Here is a 19,240-nt window from a genome sequence, read left to right on the forward strand (position 1 = left end):
GCGGTGAGGACGGAGCTGATGAGGATCGGTGGTGTACGGACATGATGGGACCGGCGCATTCGCTGTCGGGTGCGACCGCATGGCTGGGGGTGGGCGCGGTGGCGGCCGGCATGGGGGAGCCGATGCCCTGGCCGGTCCTGCTCGCGGGGGCGCTGATCTGCGCGGGGGCGGCGCTGGCGCCGGACCTGGACCACAAGGCGGCGACGATATCCAGGGCGTTCGGGCCGGTGTCCCGGGCGCTCTGCGAGGTGATCGACAACCTCTCGTACGCGGTCTACAAGGCCACTCGGGGCAAGGGTGACCCGCGGCGCTCGGGCGGCCACCGGACGCTGACCCACACCTGGCTCTGGGCGGTGCTGTGCGGGGCGGGCGCCGCGGCGGTGGCCGTGTTCGGCGGCCGCTGGGGCGTGCTGGTGGTGCTGTTCGTGCACATGGTGCTGGCGATCGAGGGCCTGCTGTGGCGGCAGGCCCGGGTCTCCAGCGACGTCCTGGTGTGGCTGCTGGGCGCGGCCAGCGCGTGGATGCTCGCGGAGGTCCTCGACAAGCCCGGCAACGGCTCGCAGTGGCTGTTCGAGGAGCCCGGGCAGCAGTACCTGTGGATCGGGCTGCCGATCGCGCTCGGCGCGCTGGTGCACTGCCTGGGCGACGCGCTGACCGTCTCGGGCTGTCCGGTGCTGTGGCCGATCCCGATCGGACGCCGGCGGTGGTACCCGATCGGGCCGCCGAAGGGCATGCGGTTCCGGGCCGGCAGCTGGGTGGAGATCAAGGTGCTGACCCCGGTGTTCATGGGGGCCGGCGGGGTCTGCGCGGTGGGAGCGCTCGGCTTCTTCGGCAACGGCTGAGACCGACCGGCGCCGGTGGCGGCGTTCACCGGGGCTCGCCGGCGGCCTCCGGCGCGTTCCCGGTGAGGCCGTGGCGCTCCGCCAGCACGCCCGCCTGGAAGCGGCTGTCGGCGCCCAGCGCGCTGTACAGGCCGGCGATGTGCCGCCGGCAGTTGCGCAGCGACAGCCCGAGCCGGCGGGCGATGGTCTCGTCCTTCAGCCCGTCGGCGAGCAGTCGCAGGATCGCGGTGCGGAGGTCGCCGGAGACGGCGCGGGCGGCGGCCGGCCCGCTGTGGAAGGCCGCGCCCCGGTGCCAGAGCGTCTCGAAGGAGTCGGCCAGGTGGCCCACCACGGACGGCTGCGTCACCAGCACCAGCCCCTCGGGCCGCCCCCGTTCCGCCAGGAAGGCGCTCTCCCGGTCGATGACCAGCAGCGGACCGTAGCTCTCGTCGGTGGTCCGCACCTCGGCGCCGGCCCGTGTGGCGGCCCGGGCCTGGCGCTGGGCGGGCAGGTGGAAGCGGGCGGGGTGCTGCTGGACGATCCGGGTGCGCGGCGCGGGACCGCCGCGCGGCTGCTCGCTCGGCGCCAGCTCGGCGAGCACCAGGTCGGCCAGTGCCGCCGCGGTCGGGTCGCTGCCGGGGCAGCAGAGGAAGACCTCCCGGCGGGCCCGCCGCAGCCGGTCGCCGACCGTGTCGCGTACGGCGGCCCGCTCCGCCGTGTCGCGTACGGCTCCCCGGTCGGCCGGGGCGGGTGCGGTGAACGCGACCCGGGCGGTTCCACGTTCTTTCATGGCGGCCCTCTTGACAGCAGGTGGCGGTGGACGACGCGTCCGGTGAACGGCAGATCTCCGGAGCGGTTGTTCGATGGTCGTCACAGGTCACGGCGGCGGCCAAGGGCCGAGGGGGGTCAGGAAGATGAATGGCCGACTGAGGAGGGGTGGATGAATCCGGTGAACACGGACACGATCCGGTCGTCGGGGCGGGAGGCCCTGCTCGACCACGAGACGCGGCTGGTCTACGAGTGGGCGGTGCGGCACGGGCGGGTCGACCCGGCCGACCCGGCGCGGATGGCCGGCGCGCTCGGGCTCACCGAGACGCGGTGCCGCCGGGCCGTCGACCTGCTGGCGGCGCTCTGCCTGCTGGTCCGGCGTCCGGGCGCCGAGCGGGGCTGCTACGCGACGGTCGGGCCGGAGGCGGCCGTGGCGCGGCTGACCGGGCAGGAGGAGGCACGGCTGCGCCTGGAGGAGGCCGAGTTGGGTCGCCGACAGGCGGAGCTGGCCAGGCTGCGCGCGGAGGTGGCCTCGCTGGCGCCGGTGTACCAGTCGCAGGGCGGCGGCTCGGACGGCTCGGTCCGGCTGCTGGAGGACGCGTACGTCCTGCGCTCGGCCCTCGACTCCGTGGTCGGCGCCGCGAAGGAGGAGGTGCTGGCGATCCGGCCGGGCGGCGGGCACCCGGAGGCGGCCCTGGCCGAGCTGCTGCCCCGGGACCGGAGCATGCTGGAGCGGGGCGTCCGGCTGCGGAGCGTGTACCAGCACCTGACCCGGTTCGACCCGCCCACCCGCTCCTACGCGGAGCTGGTCATCGCCGACGGGGCGGAGATCCGCACCCGCGCCGAGGTGCCGGCCAAGCTGGTCGTGGTGGACCGGACCACGGCCTTCGTGCCGGCCCGGCGGGCCACCGGTGCGTTGATGGTCCGGGAACCGGCCCTGGTGGCGCATTTCGTCCGGCTCTTCGAACACGAGTGGGGCCAGGCCGTGCCGTACGACGCCGCGCCGTCCGCGGCCCGTACGGTGTCCCGCGACGTCTCGGGCGCGATCGCCCGGCTGCTCGCCGCGGGGGAGAAGGACGACACGATCGCCCGGCGGCTGGGCATGTCGACCCGCACCTGTCGGCGCCACGTCGCCGAGCTGCTGGCGCGGCTCGGGGCGCAGAGCCGGTTCCAGGCCGGGGTGCTGGCCGAGCGCGAAGGGCTGACCATCCCGGCGGACCTCCCGGCGGACCTCCCGGCGGGCGTTCCGGTGGGCGCCCCCGCGGCCGGCGCGGTGCCGCGCTGAGGCGGGTCGCCGTGCCGGCCGCAGGGGCGGAAGGGCGGCTGCCCGTCGGGGTGGGCCCGACGGGCAGCCGCGTCGCCGATCGGCGGTTACTTCTCGGACTCGACCGGGCTGTCCACCCACAGGTGGGAGTCGGTGCTCAGGAAGCTGCTCACCACGGCCGACGTCGCGGTGTCGCTCTCAAGCGCCTGGAGGGCCAGGATCTTCGACATCAGTGTGTCCTCTCCTCGTTGGCCACCGGCGCCTCGTGGCGCAGGTGGTGGTTGCGCCGCTCCAGTGGCTGGGCGGCGGTTCGACGCCGGGCGGTTACTTCTCGGTCTCGACCGGGCCGAACGGCAGGGTGTGCGACAGGCTGCTGATGGAGCTCATCTTCAGCTCCGCCTGCGCGGTCTCGCTCTCGAGGCCCTGGAGGGCCAGGATCTTCGACATCAGCGGGCCGACTCGTCCGCGACGGGCGCGTCGAAGCGCATGTGCAGGGCGCTGCTGGTGTGGCTCGGGGGCAGGATGGTGGTGTAGGCGGAGGCGGCGGTCTCGGTCTCGAGGCCCTGGAGGGCGAGGATCTTCGACATGGTGAGTTCCTTCCTTACCGGTGAGGTGGTCCCGGCCACCGGTGGTGGCCGTCGTGCTCCCCCGGCTCAGGGCCGGGGGAAGTCCGTGATGCCGGGCAGCGGCACCGGGCCGAGCACTGCCTCGTGCAGTGCGGCCAGGACGCCGGCCGCGCCGGTGGCGAGGTCCGCCGAGAGCCGCATCGAGCGGCGGCCAGGGAAGGCCAGGTGGCCGCGATGGTCCATCACGTGCCACTCCAGCAGCCGCAGGTGGCGGTCGGCCTCCGCCCGGTGCCCGGTCCTGAGCTGGTGCAGCAGCAGCCCGGCGCGGCCCTCGAACAGGCCGGACGCGGCGACCAGGTCGGGGCGGCAGGCGCGCTCGGCGGCCGTGAGCGCCTCGGTGAACCGGTCGGGCAGCCGGTCGGCGCCGGTGCGCCGGGCCAGTTCGGCGATCACGCCCGCGGTGCCGATACCGCCCGCGGCCAGGTACGGGAGCTTGCGGCGGTAGCGGTCCTCGACCAGGAAGAGCATCCCGTCGGTGATGTCCGCCTCGTCCAGCTCGCGGCCGAGTGCCGCCTCGGCCGCCGTCAGCCAGTCCGGTTCGCCGGTGTGCCCGTGCAGCCGCAGGAACAGCGCGGCCTGCCCGCTCCAGCCGTCCAGCAGGCCGCGCAGCAGCGGGGCGCGCTCCTCCCGGGCCAGCTCGTGGCCGAGGGCCAGGGCCCGGTCGGCGAGGTCGTCCCGGCCGAGCGCGCCGGCCAGGTCGAGCAGGCCCAGCGCGATGCCGGCCCGTCCGGAACCGAGCCCGGGATCGAGCGGCGGTTCGGCGGCGAGCACCCGGTCGGCCAGCGCGCCGGCCGCCTCGGGCGCACCGAGGTGGGCCAGTGCCCAGGCGATGCCGGTCAGTCCGTCGTACAGCCCGGGCGGCAGGTCCGGCTCGGCGTTCGCCCGGGCCACCAGCCAGTCGGTGTGCTCGGCCGGGGCGGGCCGGCCGCAGGCCCGCAGCGCGTACAGCACGCCGGCCGTACCGTGAGCGAGGTCCAGGCCGTTGTGGACCGGGCCGAACTGCTCGACGTCGCCGGGGAAGAGACGGTCGGTCCGATCCGGGGTGGCCGTCGCCAGGATGCCCGCGGCCAGCGAGTCCAGCACCGGGCGCCAGGCCTCGGTGTCCGCCGACGGGGCCTGCGGCCAGGCCGGCCGGGAGGGCCGCGGGCCGCCGTCGGAAGGGGCCGGCCGGCGCTCGGTGGCGCCCAGCGGCAGCCGCCCGCCGGCCGCCCGGTGCAGCTCCTCGGCGACCTCGGCCCCGAAACCGGGGGCGACGGGGTAGCGCGCGGAGATCTCCCGGCCGGCCAGTTCGGCCTTGCCGGAGTCCAGCGCGAGCAGGTTGTTCACCGGCAGGAAGAGGTAGAGCCGCAGCGCGGCCAGGGCGTACGTGTCCACGGCCGTGCCGCGCCGGGCCTTGGGGGAGACGAAGCCGGGCGCGCCCAGCGGGGGCGCGGTGGCGTCGTCGGCCGGGAAGGTGATCTCGAAGTCGACCAGCGCGCAGCGCCCGTCCGGCCGGATCAGCACGTTGTTGGGGTGGAGGTCGCCGAAGACCAGTCCGCGCTCGTGGAGCGCCGTCAGCATGCCGGTGACCTGGTCGATCACGTCGAGAGCCCAGTCGGTGTACTCGGCCAGCCCGGTCTCGTCCGGTTCGGGGTGGGCGAGCGGGCAGGTGCGGGTGAAGACGTCCTCCAGCCGCTCGCCCTCGATGTACTCCTCGACCAGGTAGTGGTGCTCCCAGACCTGGAGGTGCTCGTACAGCGCGGGTACGAAGTCCAGCCCGGCCAGCGCCTCCAGCACCCGGCGCTCGCTCAGCAGCCGCTGCACCGCGTCCCGGCCGGCGTGGTCGAGGCCGGCGTGCGGGCGGGCCTCGCGCAGCACCACCTCGCGGCCGTCGCGCTGGTCGGTGGCCCGGTAGACGCCGCCGCCGTTGGAGAAGTGCAGCGCCTTGGTGACCTCGAACGGGAAGTCGGTCGTGGTCTCGGCCTCCCGCTCGGCGTCGGCGGCCAGTTGGGCCGCGACGACCTCCGGCACCGGTGCCCAGCCCGGCACGGTGAAGACCGTGCCCCGGACGTCCGGCACCGGCTCGCCGTCCGGCCCGATCATGGCCGGCACCCGCTGGCCCTGCCCGTCGGTGCAGTAGCGCTGGACGAAGGAGCCGTAGCGCAGGTAGAGCGGCCCCTCCCGGTAGCGCAGGTCGCTCAGCACGTACGGGCCGGGGACGCCCTTGAGCAGGGTGGACAGCTCGTCGAGCACCTGCGCCAGCCGGGCGTCGTCCTCCGGGTAGAGGGTGATCAGCTTGCCGCTGGAGCGGCGGTCGGCGTACTTGCCGTTCCCCGTCAGCACGGTGGCCCGGCCGCGCAGGAACTTCCAGGTCAGCTCGTGTTCCAGGCAGTACGCCAGGACCTGGTCGATCACCCGCTCGGCCTCGCCCGGGGTGGCCGAGACGTGCACCTTCCAGCCCTGCTCGGGCAGTTGCGCGCGGGGCGCCCTGATGTGCACCCAGGGGCCGTGCTCGACCCGCTGCCAGCCGGGCGGCAGCGGGACGGAGGCGGCGGCGAACCGGTCGTCCGGGCGTTCGGCGCGGGCGGGGTCGTCGTAGAACAGCGGGTCGGCGAGGCAGTGGCGCTCGTAGCGGTCGTCCATGGGGCCCGCCTCAGCCCGTGACCCGCGGCCGGTACGCGTCCGCGCCGGTCCCGGTGGTCGCCCGGCCGTCGGATGTCGTCGTCAAGGGAGCCCCCCGGATGCAGTGGATCCCGCCGGTTGCGGGCTGCTTCCGACCTTGCCAGCCGGTGTGCGCAGGGTCGACGGTTCGGATCCGCCACCTTCCTGCCAGGGGATCCGGGCCGGCTGCCGGGGGAGGTCGCCGGTCCGGTCAGTGCCGGGGGTGGGCGGCCGCGGCGGCGACGGACGCTGGGAGTGGCGCGGCCGACTGCTCCTCGATGGTGGGAGGTTCGAGGTTGAGGTCTGGCAACTCGGCGACTGTGGTGGGGAGTTCGGGGGAGAGGTAGCGGCTGTGGAGCGCGGCGACGATCTCGGCGCTCGCCTGCCCGTTGCCGTACGGCGAGGGGAGCCGTGCCAGTCGGTCGGCGGCGGCCTCGTCGGCGAGCATCTCCCGTAGCGCGCGGGCGAGTCGGTGGCCGGGGCGGGCGAGGCGGGCGAAGCCGGCCCGGACGGCCTCGGGGCGCTCGGTGGAGTTGCGCACCACCACGAGCGGGCGTTTGAGCACCGTGCACTCCTCCTGCACCCCGCCGGAGTCCGACACCAGCAGGCGGCAGTGCCGGGCCAGGGCGAGGAATCCGGCGTGGTCCAGCGGCTCGATCCGGCGCAGTCGCGCGACCGGGCCGCGCAGCCCGAACGCCTCGACGGCGGCCCTGGTCCGGGGGTGCAGCGGCAGCAGTACCGGCAGGTCCAGGGCGGCGAGTTGGTCGAGGATCTGGGCGAGCCGGGCGGCGTCGTCGGTGTTCTCGGGGCGGTGGATGGTGGCGAGCACGTAGCCGCCGGGGGTGACGCCGTGTCCGGCCACGATGCGGCGGGCCTCGGCCTCGTCGGGCAGGGTCTCCAGGGTCGCCTCGACGACGGTGTTGCCGGTGATCACCACCCGGTCCGGTTCGACGCCCTCGCGCAGCAGGTGCGCCGCGGCGGTGGCGGTGGGCGCGCAGTGCAGGTCGGCGAGCGGGGCGATCAGGCGGCGGTTGGCCTCCTCGGGCATGTCGGGGTCGAAGGAGCGCAGACCGGCCTCGACGTGGACGACGGGTATGCCCGCGCAGTGCGCGGCCAGGGCGCCGGCGGCGGCGGTGTTGGTGTCGCCCTGGACGACCACGGCGGCCGGTGGTCTGGCCGCGAGGTGGTCGCTCAGCGCGCTGACCATCCGGCCGATCTGCCGTCCGCGCGGCTCGCCGCCGATGCCCTGCAGCAGGTGGTGCGGGCGGGGGAGGCCGTACTGGGCGAAGAAGGTGCTGGTGAGGGCCGGGTCCCAGTGCTGGCCGCTCCAGACGATGCGGGCCCGCGGGCCGAGGAGGCGGGCCACTCCGGCGAGTTTGACGATCTCCGGCCGGGTTCCGAGGACCAGGGCGACATCGGTCGAGGACATGGCGCTCCGAAGGGGCGAGGGGGTGGGGTGGGGAAGTATCAGCAGACGATATGGGTGGATTCATGGGAAACATCCTGATCCGGGGGCAATGTCACCCACTTGGCCCACTCGGGCCCGTTCGGCCCGTCGGTGGCGCCGTCGATGGTTCGTGTGCCGGTGCATCAAGGCCGGTCGCAGTGCGCGGATTTGGCGGCAGCGCCCTCGCCCCCGGATACCGGCTCGCCGCCGCCTCCGCGCGGCCGGCTGCGGCAAACGGGTGATTTCCACCCGAATGGGCGCGGCGGATCTATCCGATCATCCGATCGGCCCAGCAACATACGGCTCCAGATCGCAAAGATCGGGACAACCCGGTCGCAACGAGAGGAACCCCCATGTACGGACCCATAGGCGGCGGCCTTCCCCCGACGGCGGCCGGCGGCGGCGTGCTGGCCTCGACCGGCTCGCCCGGCCTCGGCCTCGTGGCGGCGGTCGGCACCGCCCTGGTGCTGGTCGGCGTCGCCCTGCTGCGGCGCAGCCGACTCGCCGCGGACCGGGACGAGCGGGCCGGCCGGTCCGACCGGACCCGCGACGGGCGGTAGCCGCCCCGCCAGGCCGATCTCCGCCGACTCGCCTTTCTCCCAGGGGGTTTCCTCGTGACCGCAGACGTGTTCCCGCAACCCGCCCGGCCGCCGGGGCCGGCCCGACCGCCGCGGTCGCGGCCCGGCCGGGCCCCGCTGGCCGGCCGGGTGCTCGCCGGGGTGGCCGGACCGCTGCTGCTCGGCCTGTGCGGGGTCCTGGTCGCCGGCGAACGCGCCTACCGGTTCCACGAGATGACCGGGGCGCGGTGGTTGGTCTCCCACGCGCTCGGCCTGCGCACCCTGCTGCTCGCGGCCCCCGACGCGCCGGTGCTGTACGCCGGCGACGGCGGCGGGTTCGGCCGCGGGATCGCCCTGACCACCGGCTGCAGCAGCGCCCTGCTGATCGCCCCGCTGGCCCTGCTGGCCGGAGTCCTGCTGCTGTTCGGCACCCGCGGGCCGGCCCGGGTCCTGCTGGGCTTCGCCCTGGCGGCCGCCCTGGTCCTCGCCGCCAACCTGGGCCGGCTGACGCTGATCGTCGCCATGCAACACCGGTACGGCGACGAGGGGTTCGGCTGGACGCACGTCCTGTTCGGCTCGGTGCTGATGATGGCCGCCGGCCTCACCGCGCTGCTGCTCTTCCTCTTCCTGATCACCCGAACGTCCACCCGCGACGCGGAGGCCGATGCGCCGTGACCCTGCTCGACCTGTCCGTCTCCCTCTCCTTCGTGCTGGGGATCGGCTTCCTCGCCTACGTCACGGTGATCGTGCGCAACTTCCTGCGGGCCGGCCCTGACGCCCCGGGCGACCCGAGCCGGTTCGACTGGCACTTCCTCATACCCTGCCGGGACGAGGAGGCCGTGATCGGCACCACCCTGGACCACCTCGCCCGGCACTTCCCCCGTGCACGGGTCTGGGTGGTCGACGACCACTCCGAGGACCGCACCGCCGAGGTGGTACGGGCCAGGGCGGCCGAGGGGCGGCCCGTCCACCTGGTCGGCCGGCGGCTGCCGCGGGCGCGCACCGGCAAGGGGGACGCCCTGAACGCCGCCTACCGGGCGATCGAGGCCTGGCTGCCGCAGGACGCGGACGCCGACCGGGTCGTCCTGATCGTCCTGGACGCCGACGGGCGGCCCTCCCCGGGGATGCTGGACACCTTCGCCGGACCGTCCTCCTTCGGCGACCCGGCCGTCGGCGCCGTCCAGGTCGAGGTCCGGATGTCCAACCGTGACGTGGCCGTGCCGCTGCCCCACCGGGGGCGCCTCGCCAACCGGTTCGCCCGGCTGCTGGCCCGGCTCCAGGACATCGAGTTCCGCGGGCCGATCTCCGCCATCCAGATCACCCGCAGGTTCACCCGGACCGTCAACGTCGGCGGCAACGGCCAGGCCAACCGGCTCAGCGCGCTGCGCTCGATCGACCGGGCCGGCGGCGAGCCGTGGGGCCGGGCGCTGCTGGAGGACTTCGAACTCGGGCTGCGGATGATGCTGGCCGGCTGGCGCAACGGCTACACCACGACCGCCTGGGTGGACCAGGAAGCCCTGTGGAACGTACGGCAGTTGATCACCCAGAGGGTTCGCTGGGCGCAGGGCTCGATGCAGTGCGCGCCGTACCTGCGCAGGGTCTGGCGCTCCCGGGAGTTCACCACGCTGGGCTTCCTGGAAGTCCTCTACTTCATGGTCCAGCCCTGGCTGCAGGTCGTCGGCCTGGTGGTCTACACCGTGCCGATCGCCGCCTTCGGCTACAACATCGTCTTCTACCCGGAGTTCGTGCTGGCCTTCCTGCGCGAGGGCGGCGCCGTGCTGATCGCGCTCTACCTCGTCCTGGGGGTCGCCGAGTTCGCCCTCTGGGGGCCGCTGTACCGGCGCCGCGGCGAGCCGGGGATCAGCCGCCGCGCCGCGCTCGGCTACGGCCTGGCCCTCGCGGTCTACGCCGCGACCACCTACCTCGTCGCGGTCCGCGCCTTCTGGCGGATCGTGCGACGCAAGGGCGCCTGGCACAAGACGGCCCGTACGGCCGTGCCGCTGCCGGCGTCCACCGCCCGGGAACTCACCGCCCGGGAACTCACCGCCCGGGAGACCACTGCCCGGGAACTCACGGCGAGGGAGATCCCCGCCCGGGAACCCACCGCCGGGCAGATCCCCGCCAAGGAGATCACCGGCCAGGAGATCGCCACCGCCTGAGCACCGAGACTTCTCCCCGACCGGTGAGGCCGTGGCCGATCCCGATCCCGATCCCGCGGCCGGTCGGCGGAGTCGACGCACCACCCCCTTTCCTGCCCCGTGCGGCGGACACCTCCGTCCGCCGTGCCCCCGTCCGAAAGGCCCACCCGTGAGAACTCGTACCCGCAACCGTGTCCTCGCCGGAACCGCGCTCGCCGTCGCGGCCCTGTCCGTGGCGTCCCCGGCGTTCGCCGCGCTGCCCGCCCCCGTGGCCGACGCCTACGTCGTCTCCACGGAGGCACTGGGCGGGATGGTCGCCGTCGCGCCGTCGCCCGAGTCGACCTACCCGTCCGGCGGCACCCAGACCCTGGTCGGCCTCAACATCGGACCGGTCGCCACCAACTCCACGCTCACCGCGACGACCGCCGGCAACCCGGCCGCCGGCACCGCGTCCGCCTCCGCGACGGTCGACAAGCTCGGGCTCAACCTGGGCGTCGCGTCGGTCTCCCTGACCGGCGTCGACTCGACCTGCACCGCCACCCCCACCGGGGCCACCGGCAGCGGCCTGATCGCGGGCGGGTCGGTCAGTGTCGCCGGCATCCCGACCAATCTGCAGGCCAACGCCCCCGCCAACACCAAGGTCAGCATCCCGCTGGTCGGCTCGATCGTCCTCAACGAGCAGACCACCGACGCCAACGGCGTGCTGACCGTCAACGCCGTCCACATCACCCTGCTGCCGTCGCTGAACGGCGCCAACCTGGTCATCGGCCACGCCCAGTGCGGCGGGGCCGAGCCCGCGGCCGCCGTTCCGATGGTCAACCCGTCGGTCGCGGGGATGAGCGGCGGGGCGGTGCTCGCCGGCGTCCTGGCCACCGTCTACGTCCGCCGCCGCAACGCCCGGAACGCCGTCTCGGGCGTCTGACGGCAGGGAGGGCGGCCGGCCCGGGGCCCGCGACGGCCACGGTCCGGCCGCCCTCCGCCTACTGTCGTCAACTCGGCTGCCGGTGTCTTCTCCTGACGTGTGGTCGGCCTCCGCGGGGTGACGGGGAGTGGGAGGCGGGGCCCGTCCCGCAGCCGCCGTGCGCCCGTCCCGCCGCCCCGCGCCCGCCCTCGCGGGGTGCCCGGGCCCGGATCCGTCCGCCCCCGTCCGATCGGGTCGCCTACCCTACGAACGGACCGGCCGTACCGGGCCGTCGCCGTTCTAGGAGGAGTCCCGTGCCGTCCTGCGACCCCCAACACGCTCCCGTCGGCGATGTGAGCGCAGCGCTCATGGTGATCGACTCCCGGCTGAAGTCCGTCTACGACGGCAAGCCCGGGACGGACCCCGAGCACCAGCGGATGGTCGACCAGCTCACCGCGTCCTTCGGCCCCGAGGAGGCCGAGGCACTGGTGGAAGGCGTGTGCACGCTCGTCTACATGTACATGAACTGGCTGCGCTCGGCCTTCGAGAACCACGAGGAGGACGTGCTCGAACACGCGGTCCCCAGCCTGGTGGCCACCATGCGGATGATGCCGAGGACCTTCAGCCCGGAGGTGATCCCCACCATGGCCGGCCTGCTCATCGCGGCCGGCACCGGCCTGAGCCCCAACCTGTGGCGCGCTCAGTACGGACCGTGGACGAAGGAGGAGATGAACCCGCTGGAGGCCATGACGGTCCTGCTCGCGGAGTACATCAACCGGATCTCCAACAAGGGCAAGGACTTCGCCACCAAGCTGGTCACCGACGCGCTGTCCCAGCTGGACTAGCCCTCCCGGCGGGACTGGCCCTCCCGGCTGGGCGGGCTCTCCCGGCGGGACCGGCGCCGGCTCCGGACACCGCGGTCAGGCCCTGCCCGCGGGCAGGGCCGGCCGGGCCGGTCAGCCGAACATCACGCCGGTCTCGCGGGCCAGGATGTCCATGCCGTACCGGGTCGCGTGCTCGACGTTCTCCGGGTCGATGGTGCGGACGCCCTCGGCGGCGAGCCGCTCGTTGATCTTGTCCAGGTTCTGCTGGACGAGCTGCTTCTCCGCCTCGGTGGTGCGGCCCTTGTGCGGCCGTCCGGCGTGCTCCAGGCTCGCGTAGTCGACCCGCTCCCGGGCGGCGGCGGTCGCCGCCTGGGACACGGAGGCCCGGGAGGCGGGCCTGGCGGCGCGCAGCACCTCGGCCATCGGCGCGGCCGAGGCCAGCCGGTCGAACGTGGCCGCCTCCATCACCACGGTCTGCGGCTCCGCCCGGTCCGGGTGGTGCAGCTCGATCGTGACCAGGTCGAGCGCCAGCTCCCGCACCCCGCCCAACTCCCCGGCGAGCGCGTCGATCTCGACCGGACCGTCCGTCAGGTCGGGATGCTGCAGCACCACCACCCGCACCAGGTCCCGGTCGCTCTCCACGTGCTCGCCGGTCAGGTCCGAGAACCGGATGATCTTCTGGCCCATGTCTTCCTCTCCTGCCCCTGTGATCAGCCGAGAGCCTACGCCCGAAAACGATCACCGACGCGCAGAGACGGCCGGGCCCGGGGGAACATCCCCGGGCCCGGCCTCACCTGTCCTGCATCCTGTCCTGCGTCAGTGGAGCGTCAGCGGGTTTCGCATCCGGCTCAGTAGCGCGGGTCCACCCGGTAGGTCGGGTAGTCCGGCACGTACCAGTGGCTGGAGTCCCAGATCCCGAAGGTGAACCGGACCCCGTGGCTGCCCCGCTTGTTGGCGGCCTTGATGAACTTCTTGCCGATGCTCTTCATGAGGTAGGACAGCGCCCACAGGACCCAGCCGGCGGCCCGGGCGGCGATGTGCGGGAGCTTCTTCAGGATGCTGGAGATGCCCTTGGAGACCTTGCTGGAGACGATCAGCAGGCCGCCGATGGTGTTGCCCTCGGCCCGGCTGAAGTTGGCGACCCACTTCTTCTTCCAGGACATGCCGGTCAGGTCGTCCATGGTGATCGGGTCGACCGGGTAGCCGTAGGCGTTCGGCGAGCCCTCCAGGACCGGGTCGGTCTGCAGGAAGCGGCCGGTGGTCGCGTCGTACAGGCGCACGCCCATCAGGGAGAGGCCGGAGAGGCTGTCGGTCTCGCGCTGCGCCCCGCCGAGCCAGCCGTAGTCGGTCGAGCCGGTGGCGTCGACGACGTTGCCGTACTCGTCGTAGTGGTAGACCGCGAGGTCCTCGGTGCCGTCCGGGGACATCTGGACGGCCACGTCGCCGTGCAGGTTGGTCAGCAGCAGGACCGCGCCGCCGTCGGTGCCGGTGGCGGCCGTGAGCCGGCCGGTCAGGTCCAGGACGTTGCGGGTCAGCCGGCCGGCCGCGTCCTTGGACCAGGTCGGGCTGTCGTTGCCGCCGTCGAAGTGCTTGGTGTCCTGCGCGGTGACGGCCCAGGTGCCGTCGGTGCCCTTGGTCTCCGTGGTGGAGACGGCGAGGCGGCCGGAGGCGTCCAGGTCCCAGGTCCTGCGGGTGTCGCCGAGGGTCTCGCTGCGGACCAGGTCGTTGCTGTAGTAGCCGACCTGGGTGCCCTTCGGCAGGGCGGTGGTGCGGCCGAAGGCGTCGTACACGTAGCCGGTGTCGGTGAGACGGTCGGCGGTGTCGTAGCCGTGGTTCTCGGCCTGGGTGACGGCGTCGGCGGTGGCCGGGTCGCAGTCGTCGGTGACGCTGGTGCGGTTGGTCCGGTTGCTGCTCTTGTCGAACGCGTACGTCCGGGTGGCGCAGGCCAGGCCGGTGCTGTCGGCGGCCTTGGTGAGGCGGCCGGTGGCGTCGTAGGTGTAGCTGCTGGTGGTGCTGTTGCCGTCGCTCTGGGTGCGGCCGGCCTGCTGTCCGTGGACGGTGAAGTCGGCGGTGTCGGCCAGCAGGACGGTGCCCGCCTGGTTGGTGTAGGTCTTGCCGGTCTGGACGCCCTGGCTGTCGTAGGTGCTGGTCAGGGTGTTGCCGCCGGGCATGGTCTGGGTGACCAGCCGGCCCTCGACGTCGTAGGTGGCGGTGAAGGTGCCGGCCACCGAGTCGGTCAGCGAGGTGGGCAGGCCGCGCGGGTCCTTGGCGGTGTCGTAGCCGTAGGTCACGGTGGACGGCACGGAGTCGGACTTCTTCACCGGGCGGTCGAGCCTGTCGTACTCGGTGGTGGTGACGCTGCCGGCGCCGTCGTCGTAGGAGACCTGGCGGCCGAGCTTGTCGTAGCCCTGGGTGATGGTGGCCTTGCCGTTGGTGGTGGTGGTCAGCTCGCCGTTGGCCGGGTCGTAGCCGAACACCGTGTCGGCGACCGCGGTGCCGGTGCCGCCGCTGGTCGAGATCTTCACCGGGCGGCCGGCCGCGTCGTAGCTGCGGGTGGTGGTGCGGGTGACGCCGTTGGCGGTCTCGGTCTGGACCGCGACGTTGCCCCAGCGGTCGTACTGGAAGGTCTTCGTCGGCAGTTGCAGCGGGTTGCCGCCGCCGCCGGCGATCTGCGCGGCCGGGGCGATCGAGCAGACCAGGTCGGCCCACTCGGGGTGGCCGGCGCAGGCGCCGGTCCCGGTGCCGGTGTAGTACGTGGTCACCGTGGTGGCCGCGTCGGAGCCGGTGGAGTTCGGGCGGCTCTGCGCCGTCACCCGGCCGCTCGCGTCGTAGCCGGTGGCGGTGGTGATCTTCAGGCCGGCCGGGTCCTGGACGGACTTGGTGGGCAGGCCCTGGGCCCAGTCGTAGCTGGTGGTGGTGGTGCGCGGGTCGGCGTCGGCGGCGTAGCCGTCGATCCGGGCGCCGACCGTCACCGAGGTGGCCAGGTCGCTGACCGCGGCGGTGGTCGGGCGGCCCTCGTCGTAGCTGCTGACGGTGTGGGAACGGGCCGGGGCCTCGTCGCCGGCCGCGAGGGCCGGGCTGGTGCCGGAGGCGGCCAGCGGGTGCTCCAGGGTGACCAGCTGCAGCGGTGAGAACTGCTCCACCAGGCGCTTGCCGTCGGCCGAGTAGACCGAGGTGGAGGAGAGCACCTGGGCGCGGTCGGCCGTCGAGCGGCCGGCGATGCCGAGGGCGCGCAGCTTGTTCAGGTCGTTGCCGGTGGTGGCCAGGGCGAGGATGCGGTTCTCCGCGGAGAGGGTCCGCACCGGGCTGCCGTAGGCGTTGTACTCGGTGGTGGTGATGCCGCCGCCGGGGGTGGCGGTGTTGACCTCGCGGCCGGAGGCGTTGGTGTACGTCACCGAGGCGCGGTTGTAGCCGGCGGTGCCGAGCGCCTTGCCGTCATGGGTGGCCGGGACGGCGTCGGGCGGCAGCACCGCGGTGGCGTCGGTCGGGGCGTCGCTCTGGCCCCAGGCCGCGACGTCGGACGGCGCCAGCGGGTACGGCGCGTTGGCGCCGCTCAGCGGGACGTCGTAGACCACCGAGGTGATGGCGGTGCCGTCGGTGACGTCCTTGCTGCCCTGCTTGAGGGTGGGGCGGGAGGCGGCGAGCAGCATGCCGTCGCCGGCGGTGGCGGCGTTGCCGGCCTTGCCGTACTCCAGGGTCCACGGCAGCTCGCCGGGCTCGGTGACGGTGGTGACCCGGCCGGCCGCGTCGTAGCCGTACGCGGTCTTCAGCGCCGGGCTGATCCGCGGGTCCCAGACCTCGCGCAGCCGGCCCTGCTCGTCGTACGCGTACTGCGAGACGACGACGGGGGTGGCGGTGGCGGCGCCGGGGTCGGTGGACCACAGGCGGATCTGCTTCACCTGGCCGGCCGTGTCGCCCAGGGCGGACGCGGTGGCGGTGGTGGTGTCGGCGTAGACGTACTCCAGCACCCGGCAGCCGGCCGTGGACGGCACGGCGGCGCAGTTGGCGGAGGCGGTCGCCGAGGACGGGGCGACGACGAACTTCGGGCGGGCCAGGGTCCTGCCGCCGGCGACGACCTTCTCCGAGACCACCGAGGTGGTGGAGTTGTCGCTGGGCAGCGAGGAGCCGGAGACCTGCCAGGTGGTGGCGGCCGGGTCGACCTTGGCGAAGGTGACCGTGGTGCCCTCGGTGTCCTTCAGGGTGAAGGCGCCGGTGAACGCGCCGGTCAGGGTGAGGGTCTCGGCACCGGGCTCGGGCTTCCAGCCGCCGGCGCCGGTGGCGGTGAAGCCGACCTCGGAGCCGTCCGAGGAGACCACCGAGAGGGAGGTCGCCGAGGTCTGGCGGACGTAGGTGTAGGCGGAGTCGGTGAGCTCGGCGGTGGTGCCGGAGCTCCACTGCGGACCGAAGATCGCCGCCTGGCCCTCCTGGGCCGAGCCGTTGGCGGGCCGGCGGGAGGAGAAGGAGCGCTCGGCGTGCAGGCCGAAGCCCTCGGCGTCGGTCGCGGAGAGGGTGAGGTCACCGGTGAGGGTGTTCACCTCGCCGGGGCCGACCTTGGTCTCCGGCGCGGTGCCCGCGTTGCGGTCCACCGTGACGGTGTTCGGCTCGGTGGCGTCGGTGGCGGTGCCGTCGGTGAACACCGCGCGGACGTCGACCGGGCCGTTCTCGGCCAGGGTGTCGGTGATGTTCCAGGTCAGCGCGGCCGGCTTGCCGCCGGGGGCGGCGAACGGCCAGGCGGCCACCGCCTTGCCGTCGGTGGTGGAGACGTTGGCGACCGGGACGTCCTTCCAGGTGTCCGTCTCGCCGCGGCGGTACTGGTAGCGCACGCCGGTGTAGTTGCTGTTGCCCTCGGCCAGCAGCGAGGTGCGGCGGGCCGGGCGCTCGCCCGAGCCGGGCGCGACCAGGGCGGCGCCCTTGCCGGCGTAGAAGGCGTACGTCTTGTCGGCGGAGACGTTGCCCGCGGCGTCGCGGGTGTGCGCCGTGACGGTGTGGGAGCCCGCCTTGAAGGTGAGCTTGGCGCTGACCGGCGTGCCGGTGGTGGCCGCGGTGACCCAGGCCCCGCCGTCCAGCTTGTACTGGAGGTCCTTCACGTCGCTGGTCGGCGGGGTGAAGGTGAAGGTGCCGCTGTAGTCGCCGTTGGCGTCCGGGGTGCCCGACCACTGGCCGGCCGGGAAGTCCCCGGAGGCGACGGTGGTCGCGCCCGGCGCCGTGGTGTCCACGGTGAAGGTGCGGAAGGCGGACCAGGCGCTGTTGGCGGTGCCGTCCCAGGAGCGGGAGCGCCACTTGTAGGCGCCGGCCGGCAGCGCGGTGCCCGGGGTCCAGGTGAACGTCGAGCCGGAGGCCGCGTAGGCGGTGTGGCCGGTCTGCAGCGCGGCGGTGCCGTTGGACGTCCAGATCTCGAAGTCCAGCAGGATGTTCCCGCCGTCGGGGTCGGTCGCCTTGGCGGACAGGGTCGGCGTCGCGTCGTTGGTCAGCGCGGCGTTCGCCGGGGAGACCAGGGTGGAGACGGCCGGCGGGGTGTTGTAGGTCACCGACAGGTACGGGGTGTTGGACGTCGCGTTGCCGGAGTTGAACTTCTTCCAGCCGTACGGGTCGCTCTCGTCGGTGGCCCGGATGCCCAGGGTGTTGTTGGCGTTGCCGTTGGCGGCCCAGGCCTTGACCAGGCTGGTGATGTCCTGGTTCACCCAACCGTCGTTGCAGGAGCTGGAGTAGCCCTTGGTCGCGGTGGAGGTCGCCCACTTCTTGTTCCAGCCGGGCTGGGCCGTCCAGCGGGTCGCCGTGGTGGCGGTGCCGGTGTCCCAGACGTCCCAGCTCTTCGCGGTGCAGGACCAGCTGTGGAAGTTCCAGAGGTTGAGCTTGCCGCTGGTGATCTGCTTCCCGCTGATCTTCGCCATCGGGAACTGGAGGAATGAACGCGCCACCTGGCCGGAGCCGTTGTTGCCCAGCTTCAGCTCGGTCTGCGAGGAGACGTCGGTGGCGTAGCCCTCCTGGACGAAGGTGTCGAAGCCGACGCCGATGTTGACCGCGGGGTCGATGGTCACCGGGTACTTGGTCTTCGGGTCGTTCAGGAAGGCGGCGTCCGGGGTGAGCGTCAGGTCGATCGCGTTCCCGTCCTGGGTGACCTTCAGCGCGACCGGCGCGGTGCGGGTGTGGTCGCCGCTGCGCTCGTCGACCTGCGCGTCCCACATCACCGGGGCGGGCAGCTGGCCCTTCTCCTCGCCGGTCTTCGGGTCGAGGAAGGAGACCGAGTCGTCCGGGTTCTGCCGGGCCTGGAGACCGGCCGCGTCCAGGGTGAGCGTGACGCTGCCGTTGGCGGCCACCGCCGAGCGGTCCTTGAGCTCCAGGAACTGCTCGAAGCCGGTCCGGGTGGACTCGATGACCAGGTCGGTGGCGGTGAGCGCGTTCGCGTAGCGGGCCCTGGCGCCGTCCACGGTGGGCTCGGGCAGGGTGCCGCGCCAGGACAGCGACATGGCGGTGCCCTGGCCGTTGTCCAGCGAGACCAGCGGGGTGGTCGGGGCCTTCGCGTCGCCCGCCGGGGCGCCGGCGGCCTTGAACGTCGACGCGGCGGCGGGTGCGGTGGCGCCGGCCAGGGAGAGGTTGAGCGGGTGGCCCTTGGCCTTGACGCTGCCGTCCGACTGCTTGGCGAGGTCGACGTCGATCGGCTGGAGCTTGCCGGCCTTGTCCTTGTAGCGGACGGGGCCGGTGGCGAGGTCCAGGGTGGTGGTGCCGTCCGGGTTGATCCAGGTGGTGGTGGACTCGGTGCGCTCGTCGACCACCTCGATCCGGCGGTTCTCCAGCCGCGCCTTGAGGTGGGCGGTGGGGATGTCCTTGGCCTCGGCCGGACCCTGCGTCTTGGCGGCCTTCGGGGCCTGCTCCGGAGTGACCGCGACGGCCTGACCGGTCGTCATGATGACGGCGGCGGCCTCGGCGGAGAGCACCACGGCGAGGGCGACGGCGGTGTTGCGCAGCACGCTGTTGCGGCGGCGTGGCGCGGTGGGGGGAGGCGAGCCGGCTTCGGTCCGGTGCCGTGGTGATTCGCCCGTGGGGCGTGACATGGAACTCCTCGACTGTTCTGGTCGGTCTGTTCGGTCTTTTCGGTCTGTGCGGAAGGGGGAGGAGGGGAGAGGAAGGGGCGTCGGGGAAGGGGGGCATAGCCGACTTGCCGAGTGCATGTCAGCTATGTCGGGGTAAAGCCGGCGCAATGAATCGGCCAATTTTCCGGACCGGTGGGATCGGTCGAAAACCGTCCGGAAGTGC

The 19,240-nt window shown here is 73.5% G+C and carries 15 protein-coding genes; 7 read left to right on the forward strand and 8 right to left on the reverse strand.

Annotated features, from left to right (window positions below; genetic code table 11):
• Window positions 1-41 precede the first annotated feature (41 nt).
• Window positions 42-842, forward strand: coding sequence for a metal-dependent hydrolase (locus ACIQ87_RS00300; RefSeq protein WP_392876617.1), 801 nt, complete (start codon window positions 42-44; stop codon window positions 840-842).
• A 25-nt stretch (window positions 843-867) separates the two neighbouring features.
• On the opposite strand, the gene ACIQ87_RS00305 is transcribed toward ACIQ87_RS00300, so the two are convergent.
• Entirely contained in the window at window positions 868-1,611 is a 744-nt protein-coding gene (locus ACIQ87_RS00305; RefSeq protein WP_402399233.1) for a LuxR C-terminal-related transcriptional regulator, read from the reverse strand.
• Between the two features lie 150 nt (window positions 1,612-1,761).
• Between ACIQ87_RS00305 and ACIQ87_RS00310 the strand changes: the two genes are divergently transcribed.
• Window positions 1,762-2,874 carry a LuxR C-terminal-related transcriptional regulator gene (locus ACIQ87_RS00310; protein WP_402399235.1) on the forward strand — a complete coding sequence of 371 codons (1,113 nt, stop codon included), beginning with the start codon at window positions 1,762-1,764 and terminating at the stop codon, window positions 2,872-2,874.
• 86 nt (window positions 2,875-2,960) lie between these two features.
• On the opposite strand, the gene ACIQ87_RS00315 is transcribed toward ACIQ87_RS00310, so the two are convergent.
• The 5 genes from ACIQ87_RS00315 to wecB all read right to left on the reverse strand — a co-directional run bounded on the left by ACIQ87_RS00315 (window position 2,961) and on the right by wecB (window position 7,548).
• Entirely contained in the window at window positions 2,961-3,083 is a 123-nt protein-coding gene (locus tag ACIQ87_RS00315) for a hypothetical protein (RefSeq protein ID WP_402399238.1), read from the reverse strand.
• 94 nt (window positions 3,084-3,177) lie between these two features.
• Window positions 3,178-3,300, reverse strand: a complete 123-nt coding sequence (locus ACIQ87_RS00320) for a hypothetical protein (protein WP_402399241.1) — start codon at window positions 3,298-3,300, stop codon at window positions 3,178-3,180.
• Window positions 3,300-3,440, reverse strand: coding sequence for a hypothetical protein (locus ACIQ87_RS00325; protein WP_402399244.1), 141 nt, complete (start codon window positions 3,438-3,440; stop codon window positions 3,300-3,302). The genes ACIQ87_RS00320 and ACIQ87_RS00325 overlap by 1 nt, the downstream gene beginning before the upstream one ends.
• Before the next feature lie 66 nt (window positions 3,441-3,506).
• A complete protein-coding gene (gene lanKC, locus ACIQ87_RS00330; protein ID WP_402399247.1) occupies window positions 3,507-6,101 on the reverse strand; it encodes a class III lanthionine synthetase LanKC in 2,595 nt (864 codons plus the stop codon).
• Between the two features lie 229 nt (window positions 6,102-6,330).
• Window positions 6,331-7,548: a non-hydrolyzing UDP-N-acetylglucosamine 2-epimerase gene (wecB, locus tag ACIQ87_RS00335; RefSeq protein ID WP_402399249.1), complete on the reverse strand. Its 1,218-nt coding sequence runs from the start codon at window positions 7,546-7,548 to the stop codon at window positions 6,331-6,333.
• Window positions 7,549-7,919: 371 nt separating this feature from the next.
• Between wecB and ACIQ87_RS00340 the strand changes: the two genes are divergently transcribed.
• The 5 genes from ACIQ87_RS00340 (at window position 7,920) to ACIQ87_RS00360 (ending at window position 12,007) form a co-directional block, all read left to right on the forward strand.
• Window positions 7,920-8,126, forward strand: coding sequence for a hypothetical protein (locus ACIQ87_RS00340; RefSeq protein WP_402399252.1), 207 nt, complete (start codon window positions 7,920-7,922; stop codon window positions 8,124-8,126).
• A gap of 54 nt (window positions 8,127-8,180) precedes the next feature.
• Window positions 8,181-8,798, forward strand: coding sequence for an archaeosortase/exosortase family protein (locus tag ACIQ87_RS00345; RefSeq protein ID WP_402399255.1), 618 nt, complete (start codon window positions 8,181-8,183; stop codon window positions 8,796-8,798).
• Window positions 8,795-10,282 carry a glycosyltransferase family 2 protein gene (locus tag ACIQ87_RS00350; RefSeq protein ID WP_402399258.1) on the forward strand — a complete coding sequence of 496 codons (1,488 nt, stop codon included), beginning with the start codon at window positions 8,795-8,797 and terminating at the stop codon, window positions 10,280-10,282. The genes ACIQ87_RS00345 and ACIQ87_RS00350 overlap by 4 nt, the downstream gene beginning before the upstream one ends.
• Window positions 10,283-10,430: 148 nt before the next feature.
• The gene (locus tag ACIQ87_RS00355) at window positions 10,431-11,183 is read left to right on the forward strand and encodes a choice-of-anchor P family protein (protein WP_402399261.1); all 753 of its coding nucleotides are present in this window, start codon (window positions 10,431-10,433) and stop codon (window positions 11,181-11,183) included.
• A 347-nt stretch (window positions 11,184-11,530) separates the two neighbouring features.
• Window positions 11,531-12,007, forward strand: a complete 477-nt coding sequence (locus ACIQ87_RS00360; protein ID WP_402399984.1) for a hypothetical protein — start codon at window positions 11,531-11,533, stop codon at window positions 12,005-12,007.
• Window positions 12,008-12,118: 111 nt separating this feature from the next.
• Here ACIQ87_RS00360 and ACIQ87_RS00365 read toward each other — a convergent pair whose 3' ends face one another.
• Complete coding sequence (locus tag ACIQ87_RS00365) at window positions 12,119-12,673, reverse strand: hypothetical protein (RefSeq protein ID WP_402399264.1); 555 nt, start codon at window positions 12,671-12,673, stop codon at window positions 12,119-12,121.
• Window positions 12,674-12,834: 161 nt separating this feature from the next.
• Window positions 12,835-19,038 carry a DNRLRE domain-containing protein gene (locus ACIQ87_RS00370; RefSeq protein ID WP_402399267.1) on the reverse strand — a complete coding sequence of 2,068 codons (6,204 nt, stop codon included), beginning with the start codon at window positions 19,036-19,038 and terminating at the stop codon, window positions 12,835-12,837.
• Between the last annotated feature and the right edge of the window lie 202 nt (window positions 19,039-19,240).

The sequence above is a fragment of the Kitasatospora sp. NPDC096204 genome (assembly GCF_044763205.1).
Taxonomy (GTDB): Bacteria; Actinomycetota; Actinomycetes; order Streptomycetales; family Streptomycetaceae; genus Kitasatospora.

What these genes read in the sequence shown, in the direction of transcription:
- wecB (WP_402399249.1), bottom strand. Translation starts at nt 7,548, where the DNA reads ATGTCCTCGACCGATGTCGCCCTGGTCCTCGGAACCCGGCCGGAGATC.
- ACIQ87_RS00370 (WP_402399267.1), bottom strand. Translation starts at nt 19,038, where the DNA reads ATGTCACGCCCCACGGGCGAATCACCACGGCACCGGACCGAAGCCGGC.
- ACIQ87_RS00340 (WP_402399252.1), top strand. Translation starts at nt 7,920, where the DNA reads ATGTACGGACCCATAGGCGGCGGCCTTCCCCCGACGGCGGCCGGCGGC.
- ACIQ87_RS00320 (WP_402399241.1), bottom strand. Translation starts at nt 3,300, where the DNA reads ATGTCGAAGATCCTGGCCCTCCAGGGCCTCGAGAGCGAGACCGCGCAG.
- ACIQ87_RS00305 (WP_402399233.1), bottom strand. Translation starts at nt 1,611, where the DNA reads ATGAAAGAACGTGGAACCGCCCGGGTCGCGTTCACCGCACCCGCCCCG.
- ACIQ87_RS00365 (WP_402399264.1), bottom strand. Translation starts at nt 12,673, where the DNA reads ATGGGCCAGAAGATCATCCGGTTCTCGGACCTGACCGGCGAGCACGTG.
- ACIQ87_RS00325 (WP_402399244.1), bottom strand. Translation starts at nt 3,440, where the DNA reads ATGTCGAAGATCCTCGCCCTCCAGGGCCTCGAGACCGAGACCGCCGCC.
- ACIQ87_RS00310 (WP_402399235.1), top strand. Translation starts at nt 1,762, where the DNA reads ATGAATCCGGTGAACACGGACACGATCCGGTCGTCGGGGCGGGAGGCC.
- ACIQ87_RS00300 (WP_392876617.1), top strand. Translation starts at nt 42, where the DNA reads ATGATGGGACCGGCGCATTCGCTGTCGGGTGCGACCGCATGGCTGGGG.
- ACIQ87_RS00315 (WP_402399238.1), bottom strand. Translation starts at nt 3,083, where the DNA reads ATGTCGAAGATCCTGGCCCTCCAGGCGCTTGAGAGCGACACCGCGACG.
- ACIQ87_RS00360 (WP_402399984.1), top strand. Translation starts at nt 11,531, where the DNA reads ATGGTGATCGACTCCCGGCTGAAGTCCGTCTACGACGGCAAGCCCGGG.
- lanKC (WP_402399247.1), bottom strand. Translation starts at nt 6,101, where the DNA reads ATGGACGACCGCTACGAGCGCCACTGCCTCGCCGACCCGCTGTTCTAC.